This is a genomic window from Martinezella tropici, from assembly GCF_003287875.1.
In the GTDB taxonomy this organism is placed as follows: Bacteria; Pseudomonadota; Alphaproteobacteria; order Rhizobiales; family Rhizobiaceae; genus Rhizobium; species Rhizobium tropici_C.
This window is the reverse complement of sequence record NZ_QMKK01000044.1, coordinates 279,670-286,927: the sequence shown is the minus strand read 5'-3', so window position 1 is coordinate 286,927 and position 7,258 is coordinate 279,670. Positions and strand designations below refer to the sequence as shown.

Annotated in this window: 6 protein-coding genes; 1 reads left to right on the top strand and 5 read right to left on the bottom strand. The window is 60.4% G+C overall.

Annotated features, from left to right (window positions below; genetic code table 11):
• Positions 1-16: 16 nt before the first annotated feature.
• Positions 17-958 carry an IS630 family transposase gene (locus DQ393_RS19725; protein WP_112340577.1) on the bottom strand — a complete coding sequence of 314 codons (942 nt, stop codon included), beginning with the start codon at positions 956-958 and terminating at the stop codon, positions 17-19.
• A gap of 103 nt (positions 959-1,061) precedes the next feature.
• Here DQ393_RS19725 and DQ393_RS19720 point away from each other — a divergent pair, with 103 nt between their 5' ends.
• Positions 1,062-1,616: an SH3 domain-containing protein gene (locus DQ393_RS19720; protein WP_112343413.1), complete on the top strand. Its 555-nt coding sequence runs from the start codon at positions 1,062-1,064 to the stop codon at positions 1,614-1,616.
• An 81-nt stretch (positions 1,617-1,697) separates the two neighbouring features.
• On the opposite strand, the gene glmM is transcribed toward DQ393_RS19720, so the two are convergent.
• The 4 genes from glmM to tilS form a co-directional block, all read right to left on the bottom strand.
• Positions 1,698-3,050: a phosphoglucosamine mutase gene (gene glmM, locus DQ393_RS19715; RefSeq protein WP_112343412.1), complete on the bottom strand. Its 1,353-nt coding sequence runs from the start codon at positions 3,048-3,050 to the stop codon at positions 1,698-1,700.
• A 364-nt stretch (positions 3,051-3,414) separates the two neighbouring features.
• Positions 3,415-3,639 carry a hypothetical protein gene (locus DQ393_RS33215; RefSeq protein ID WP_146758989.1) on the bottom strand — a complete coding sequence of 75 codons (225 nt, stop codon included), beginning with the start codon at positions 3,637-3,639 and terminating at the stop codon, positions 3,415-3,417.
• Positions 3,640-3,861: 222 nt separating this feature from the next.
• A complete protein-coding gene (gene ftsH, locus DQ393_RS19710; RefSeq protein WP_112343411.1) occupies positions 3,862-5,805 on the bottom strand; it encodes an ATP-dependent zinc metalloprotease FtsH in 1,944 nt (647 codons plus the stop codon).
• A gap of 116 nt (positions 5,806-5,921) precedes the next feature.
• Entirely contained in the window at positions 5,922-7,253 is a 1,332-nt protein-coding gene (tilS, locus tag DQ393_RS19705; RefSeq protein ID WP_112343410.1) for a tRNA lysidine(34) synthetase TilS, read from the bottom strand.
• Positions 7,254-7,258 lie beyond the last annotated feature (5 nt).

Sequence of the window (7,258 nt, the reverse complement as noted above, 5' to 3'; positions counted from 1 at the left end):
CTAGAGCAGATCCTGTTCAATCCGGGTCATATCCAGCAGCCTTGAAGTAATTCGCGCATTCTGCAGGAGTGAAGCGGGGTAGCAGGGCGCCAACTGCGTCCCACAGGGCGTCGATCTTTCGCTCTGCCCGACCTCGCAACATGGCTTTCAGTTTGGAGAATGCGTTCTCGATGGGGTTAAAGTCAGGGCTATAGGGAGGGAGAAACATGAGTTTGGCACCGGCACGCTCAATGGCGTCGCGCACGCCGGATGTCTTGTGTGCCGGCAAGTTGTCCATGACGACGACATCACCGACCTGAAGGGTCGGAACCAGCACCTGCTCGACGTAGGCCAGGAAGACGTTACCGTTCATGGCGCCATCGTAGACAAACGGTGCGGTCATTCCCGTGAGGCGCAATGCTCCGGTAAAGGTCGTTGTTTTCCAATGGCCGTGCGGAACACCGGCTCGGCAACGCTCGCCTCGAAGTGCACGCCCGCGTAGACGGGCCATCTTCGTCGAGAGGCCGGTTTCATCTATAAATATCAGTCGTTCAGGATCGAGATCGAGCTGACCATCAAACCAAACGCGCCGACGCTTCAGGACATCCGACCGGTCTTGCTCCAGTGCATGTGCGGTTTTTTTAAACGTCCATCCGCGGCCTCGCAGCCAGGCACCAAGCGCACTCCGGCTGATCCTCACCTGTTGATCAACGGACAAACGCTCGACCATTTCATTGAGCGTGATGTCCCTACGGTCCTCGATCAGTTCGACAACGAACGCCTCGTGTGCATCGAGCGCCGACGGTCGTCTCCAACCTTGTGGCCGGGAGGTCGGCTCGCCCTCTTTTGCTCGTGCGATCCACCGGATCGCCGTCGAAATTCCAACTCCGAACCGGGCTGCGGCTTGTCGTGCTGACATGCCCGCCGCAGACGCTTTCAAAACCCGTAATCGAAGATCATCGCTCAGCGCTTGTGCCATCATCCACCTCTTTGCTGTGGATGTTGAATCAGCTTCGCCGCGCCGCGTCACTTCACAATCGATTCATCGATCGCAGGACCTGCTCTAAATCAGGAGGAAGTCTTTGACTTGCTATCGAAGAATATCGGCCTGTCTGGGGCTCCTCATCCTCTTCCTGAGCCCTGCTGCATTGGCCGGCGCGATGCCGGTAAAGCCCGTTGCGGCCACCGCATGGAACAAGGGGCGCGAGACGGGACTGCCGATCCCGCGTTATGTTTCGCTGAGAGCCCAAAAAGCGCGGATGCGCGTGGGTCCATCGACGATGTACGCGACCAGATGGATCTACGTGAAGCCCGGCCTACCCCTGGAGATCATCGACGAATATGGCCATTGGCGGCAGGTCCGCGACGACACCGGCGTGACTGGCTGGATGCATAGCGCCCTGCTCTCCGGCACTCGCACTGCACTGATCGCACCGTGGCTGACCAAGAATGCAATGCTGCGCGCAGATCCCAGTCCAGCCGCTCGGGCGGTCGCGGAGCTGCAGCCCCGTGTTCTGGTTTCGCTGCAGTCCTGCACGGGAAGATGGTGCCGCGTCTCCGTAAGGGAGCATTCGGCGAGAGGCTATGTCAGGCAGGACAAGCTCTGGGGCGCCTACCCTGGCGAAATGTTCCAGTAAGCCGTCTCGGCCTCACCGGCGGAAACAAAACGGCCGCCTCGACGAGACGGCCGTAATTTTGGATATCCGATATTTCCAGGCTCAGGCTGCCGAGCGGACGCTCGAAATCACGTCGATCAATCCGCCGACGATACGTTCGATCTGGCCGCGATCGTCGCCTTCCGCCATGACCCGGATCAGGGGCTCGGTACCGGAAGGGCGGATGACCAGACGGCCATTGCGGGCAAGTTCGCTTTCCGCATCGGCAATCGCCTGCCGCACCTGAATGTCCTCCAGCGGCTTGCCGCCGGCAATGCGGACATTGCGCAGCAGCTGCGGCACGGGCTCGAAACGCCGACAAACTTCGCTGACCGGCTTGCCGGTGCGTTTCACCGAGGCAAGGATCTGCAGCGCGGCCACCAGCCCATCGCCCGTCGTGCCATAGTCGGACAGCACGATATGGCCCGATTGCTCACCGCCGACATTGTAATTGTGCTGACGCATATGCTCGACGACATAGCGGTCGCCGACGGCAGTGCGGGCAAGCGACATGCCGCGCTCTTCGAGGAAACGCTCGAGGCCGAGATTGGACATGACGGTCGCCACGATGCCGTTGCCGCGCAGCGTCTGGCTCTCGGCCCAGCTCTCCGCGATGACAGCCATCAGCTGATCGCCATCGATGATCGTGCCGGTCTCGTCGACGATGATGACGCGGTCGGCATCGCCATCCAGCGCAATGCCGATATCGGCGCGCACTTCGTCCACCTTCTTCTGCAGGGCAACGGGGCTGGTGGAGCCGCAGTTCAGATTGATGTTCGTGCCATTCGGCTCGTTGCCGATGGTCACGACGTCGGCGCCGAGTTCCCATAGAGCAGCCGGGGCAACCTTGTAGGCAGCACCATTGGCGCAATCGATGGCGATGCGCAGGCCTTGCAACGTGACGTCACGCGGTAGCGTGCGCTTGGCATGCTCGATATAGCGGTCGTGCACGCCGTCGATGCGCTTGGCGCGGCCGATATTCTCAGCCTTGGCAAGATGCTCGGTCATGTCCTTGTCGAGCAGATCCTCGATCTTCATTTCAAGATCGTCGGACAGCTTGTAGCCGTCCGGCCCGAAAAGCTTGATGCCGTTGTCTTCGTAAGGGTTGTGCGAAGCGGAAATCATGACGCCGATGTCGGCACGCAGCGAACGCGTCAGCATGGCGACGGCAGGCGTCGGAATGGGGCCGAGAACGAAGGCATCGACGCCGGCCGCAGTGAAGCCTGCCACCATGGCGTTTTCCAGCATATAGCCGGAAAGACGCGTGTCCTTGCCGATGACGACCCGGTGACGATGACTACCACGATGGAAGATCGTGCCGGCGGCGATACCCACGCGCATGGCAAGATCCGGCGTCATCGGATAGATGTTGGATTGACCGCGAATTCCGTCAGTTCCGAAATAGCGACGTTTCATATGCACTCCTGTCGTTGCTGCATTTTCGCGAAACATGCAGCGGCATCGAAAGCACTACTCCGAATCCAGAGACGCTTCGAGCATCGATGCCTGTGGCTCATGCCACAGATTGTAAAACTCGGCACTTAAATTACCGAGACCGCCTATTACAACGCGTTACCATTAATAAGCACTAAAAAACCGCATCCGGTGGAGGCGGACAATATTCCAATTCACAACATAAACTACCCATATTACTTCCCCCGGCTACGACGATTGTGCATCGTCGGGCTACCCTTGCCGCGTCGTCAGCCGGCCAATAGCAACGGCCCGTCCGCCATGAGCGCGGATCGGCGGGCAAGCAAAGGTTCCGAACGAGCAGAACTCACAACGTCGCCGGCCATCCTCTGGAGCATGGCGCCGCGGCCTTATGTTCATAGGAATACTGGCAGGCGTGGTTGGCATTGGTTCCGCCGCCTTGAAACCGCAGGTCGCCAAGCAATCGTGGAGCTGAGAAGTCGCTGCCGCGTCCCTTCTCTCCCCTCGGGGAGAAGGAGTTTTCATCCGCCCCATATGCGATAGCCTTGAGGATCACGGTAGCTTTACGCATGGAGATATCCGATCTTCGATAAGGCAACTCCGGTAAAGAGCCCGGCCGAATGTCGTTTTACGAATTGCGGCCACTCTCAGCCCAATTCCGATGTTCGGGCCATCATCGGTGCCGACCCTCACTCAGCTTCCGTCCGTCACCTGCGGCCATCAAGAAAAAGGCCAGTTCCCTGGTCAAAGGAGAACTGGCCTCTTCGTCTACATGGTCAATCGGCTCCGTGCGTCAGCGCGGCTGGGGTTCGAAACCGCCTTCCGGCTCGTCGCCCTTGGCACCGAGCGAACCATCCTTCTTGGCACCGGTCTTCGGTACGGCCGAGCCACGGCTCGGCGGCGTGTCATCGCCAAGGTCGCGTGCCGGTTTTTCACCGCGGATGAGCGCCTTGATCTCCTCGCCGGTCAGCGTCTCGTATTCGAGGAGGCCTTCGGCCAGGGCCACGAACTCGTCATGCTTCGAAGTGAGGATATCCTTGGCTTCGCGATAGGCTTCATCGATCAGACGACGCACTTCGTTATCGATCTTCTGCGCCGTTGCTTCCGACACATTTTTCGACTGCGAAACGGAGTGACCGAGGAAGACTTCCTGTTGGTTCTCGCCATATGCGACCTGGCCGAGTTCATCGGAGAAGCCCCACTGGGTGACCATCGCACGGGCAAGCTTGGTTGCCTGCTCGATGTCGGAAGACGCACCCGAGGTGATGTTTTCCTTGCCAAAGGTCAGCTCTTCCGCGACGCGGCCGCCCATCATGATGCAGAGGCGCGAAACCATCCACTTATAGCTCATCGAGTAGCGATCGCCCTCAGGGAGCTGCATGACCATGCCCAAGGCACGGCCGCGCGGAATGATGGTTGCCTTATGCAGCGGATCGGCGACGGCGACGTTGAGTGCGGTAATGGCGTGACCGGCCTCGTGATAGGCGGTGAGCTTCTTTTCCGCCTCGGTCATCGCCGAAGAGCGGCGCTCCGCGCCCATCATGATCTTGTCCTTGGCGTCTTCGAATTCCTGCATGGTGACCAGGCGCTTGTTGCGGCGGGCAGCCATCAGGGCGGCTTCGTTGACGAGGTTCATAAGGTCCGCACCGGAGAAACCGGGCGTACCGCGGGCAAGCGTCTTCAAATCGACGTTCGGAGCCAGCGGCACGTTGCGTGCATGAACCTTGAGGATGCGCTCGCGGCCAACGATATCCGGGTTCGGCACGACGACCTGACGGTCGAAACGGCCCGGACGCAGCAGCGCGGGGTCGAGCACGTCAGGACGGTTGGTAGCGGCGATCAGGATGATGCCTTCATTGGCCTCGAAGCCGTCCATCTCGACCAGCAGCTGGTTGAGCGTCTGTTCGCGTTCATCGTTACCGCCGCCGAGACCGGCGCCGCGATGGCGGCCGACGGCGTCGATTTCGTCGATGAAGATAATGCAGGGTGCATTCTTCTTCGCCTGCTCGAACATGTCGCGGACACGGCTTGCGCCAACACCGACGAACATTTCGACGAAGTCTGAACCGGAAATGGTGAAGAACGGCACATTGGCTTCGCCGGCGATGGCGCGCGCCAGAAGCGTCTTACCGGTACCGGGAGGTCCGACAAGCAGAACGCCGCGCGGAATACGGCCGCCCAGACGCTGGAACTTCTGCGGATCACGCAGGAATTCGACGATTTCTTCAAGATCCTGCTTGGCTTCATCGACACCGGCGACGTCATCGAAGGTGACGCGGCCATGCGCCTCCGTCAGAAGCTTGGCCTTCGACTTGCCGAAGCCCATGGCTCCGCGCGAGCCGCCCTGCATCTGCCGCATGAAGAACAGCCAGACGCCGAGGATCAGGAGCATCGGCAGCAGCGTGCCGAGATAGCTCAGGAAGCTCGAGGAACCATCCGATTCCGGGCGGGCGGCAACAGTAACGTTCTTGGACTGCAGGCGTTCAAGCAGGCTGTCATCGATGACCGGAGCGTAGGTCTGGAAGGCCGTACTGTTTTCGGAATAGCTACCGATGATACGGTTGCCCGTTACGGTCACGTCACGGACGCGGCCGGAATCAACTTCCCGAAGGAACTGCGAATACGGAATTTCCCTGGAGCCTGTTTGTGCCGGCGCGTTCTGAAACATGCTGAACAGAGCAATCAACAGCAAGGCTATGATTGCCCACAGAGCGAAATTACGAAAATTAGGGTTCATCGAACTCCCCAGCACTGAAACTTCCGCCGCTTGAGCGGCGGCATTACTTGACCTCTAACATAGGGTTGCGCCAAGCCCTTGCCAAGGCAAACCGCGCCGCCACATGTTTTTTCCGTCTATAGGACCGAAACCGGCGGCCGCATATAGGCCTCACGTCCAAAAGCGATTGAAAGCCGATCCGCGAATGTGAGGTCGAATCGTGTCAAAAAGCGGTCGAAAGGCGCGAGATAGGGCACGACCGCAACCGACGCCGCCTTTGTCCCCACGTCCGTCGTCATCACCGGCAGCGCTGCCCCGGCGCGCCGCGCGGCTCCTTTCGGCAGATTCGACGGGAAAATCGCCGCATTCTCCGTTCCGGCGGGGCGCACGACGAGGGGCACACGGCCCGAATTGCTTATTTCGAAGCGGCCGTCCCAATTGCCCTTTTTGCCTGGTGCGAGCGACAGTGGGGCGATATTGCGGCTTTCCCGCATGAGGTAGAGCCCATCGCGGCGCAGGTCGAAGACCACGCCACCGGCCGTACGCCGGCCGGGATCCGCGCCGTTCACAAATTCGAGAACACGCTGCATTTGCGCGCGCCCCGGCGCATAAGTCCTGCCACCGAAGACGGCGGCAAGGTAAGACAAGGCATAGGCGACAACCGCTTTATCGGTCGAAAGGCCGGATCGATCGATGACGCAAAGCGCATTCGCATGGATAGTGACGTGGTCGTCCAGCCATGCGGCCGCCTTCCCGGATAGCGCGGCGCGACCGGCGCCGCCATCGCCCGAAAGCGATCCCGACGCATCCGCTTCAAGTTCCATGCGCGTACGCACGCGCTCATATCTCATATCTGCGTTGCTGGGGTCATCGAGCCAGGATATGCCGCGCATCTTGAGCCAAGGTCTGATATCCATCCGCCGGCAGGCCAGAAACGGCCTGACAATCCAGATGCGCCGGTCAAATAGCATCGCGTCGGCGATGCCGGTGCCAAGGCCGTCTACCTCCGCCAGCCGGCGCTTGCCGCGCATGACCATGGTCTCACGCTGATCATCCATGGTGTGCGCGGTGACGATGAGATTGCCCGAAATCTCCTCGGCAAGATCGGCGAGCAATTCATAGCGAGCCTCGCGCGCCGCGGCCATGAGGCCGGTTGCCGGCTTCTCGCCCTCCCAGCGACGGGTAAAATGGGGAATGCCGCGCAAAGCGCAGAGTGCTGCGACCTCTCGCGCCTCGTCTGCCGCGGCAGCGCGCAGCCCATGGTCGATGGTCGCGGCGCTAAGGGTGATATCTCTGCGGGAATGGGATTTCAGCTGCTCGTCAAGGGCAATCAAGAGCCCGATGGAATCGCTGCCGCCGGAAACGGCAACCAGAATATGAGCAGGTGTCGATAGGGATTGCAGGAATACAGTCGCGGCGGCTTCTGGCATGAGGGCTGTGGCACCGCCGGTCACAGCGTCAATGGACATGGCGC

Bases quoted from the DNA above. Each gene is read 5' to 3' on its own strand.
- DQ393_RS33215 (WP_146758989.1), bottom strand. From the start codon at position 3,639: ATGCGTAAAGCTACCGTGATCCTCAAGGCTATCGCATATGGGGCGGAT.
- ftsH (WP_112343411.1), bottom strand. From the start codon at position 5,805: ATGAACCCTAATTTTCGTAATTTCGCTCTGTGGGCAATCATAGCCTTG.
- DQ393_RS19725 (WP_112340577.1), bottom strand. From the start codon at position 958: ATGGCACAAGCGCTGAGCGATGATCTTCGATTACGGGTTTTGAAAGCG.
- tilS (WP_112343410.1), bottom strand. From the start codon at position 7,253: ATGTCCATTGACGCTGTGACCGGCGGTGCCACAGCCCTCATGCCAGAA.
- glmM (WP_112343412.1), bottom strand. From the start codon at position 3,050: ATGAAACGTCGCTATTTCGGAACTGACGGAATTCGCGGTCAATCCAAC.